Source organism: Clostridium sp. E02 (assembly GCF_003833015.1).
Classification (GTDB): domain Bacteria; phylum Bacillota; class Clostridia; order Lachnospirales; family Lachnospiraceae; genus Lacrimispora.
Genome location: NZ_RJLQ01000077.1, coordinates 1 through 418, shown reverse-complemented (window position 1 = coordinate 418; position 418 = coordinate 1). Strand labels below are relative to the sequence as shown.

General features: G+C 40.9%; 1 protein-coding gene. It reads right to left on the bottom strand.

Going from position 1 to position 418, the window contains the following annotated elements; genetic code table 11:
- Nucleotides 1-418: sugar O-acetyltransferase (locus tag EFT72_RS19010; RefSeq protein ID WP_164473230.1), on the bottom strand; the 418-nt coding region annotated here is incomplete at both ends.

Here is a 418-nt window from a genome sequence, read left to right as displayed (position 1 = left end):
GTTACAACTGATCCCGCCCCGATAACAACATTATCACCTAGTGTCACCCCTGGCAAAATCGTTACACCCCCACCAGCCCAGCAATTATCACCAATAGTAATCGGTGCACCGTACTCTACCCCAGATAGGCGGTCTTGTGCATTCAAAGGATGGAGAGGTGTCAAAAGCTGACAATTTGGTCCAAACATTGCATTTTTTCCAATTGTAATCGGGCAGACATCAAGCATAGTTATGTTCCAATTAGAGTAGAAATTCTCACCTAAATGTATATTGATACCATAATCGCAAACAAAATTTGGTTTCATAGAAATACTTTCACCAGTAGAACCAAGCCATTCTTTTACTAAAGCACTTCTTCTTTTGCCATCTCGTTCTGCGTTAAATGTGTATTGAAATTTGCGAGAACGAGATACAAGCC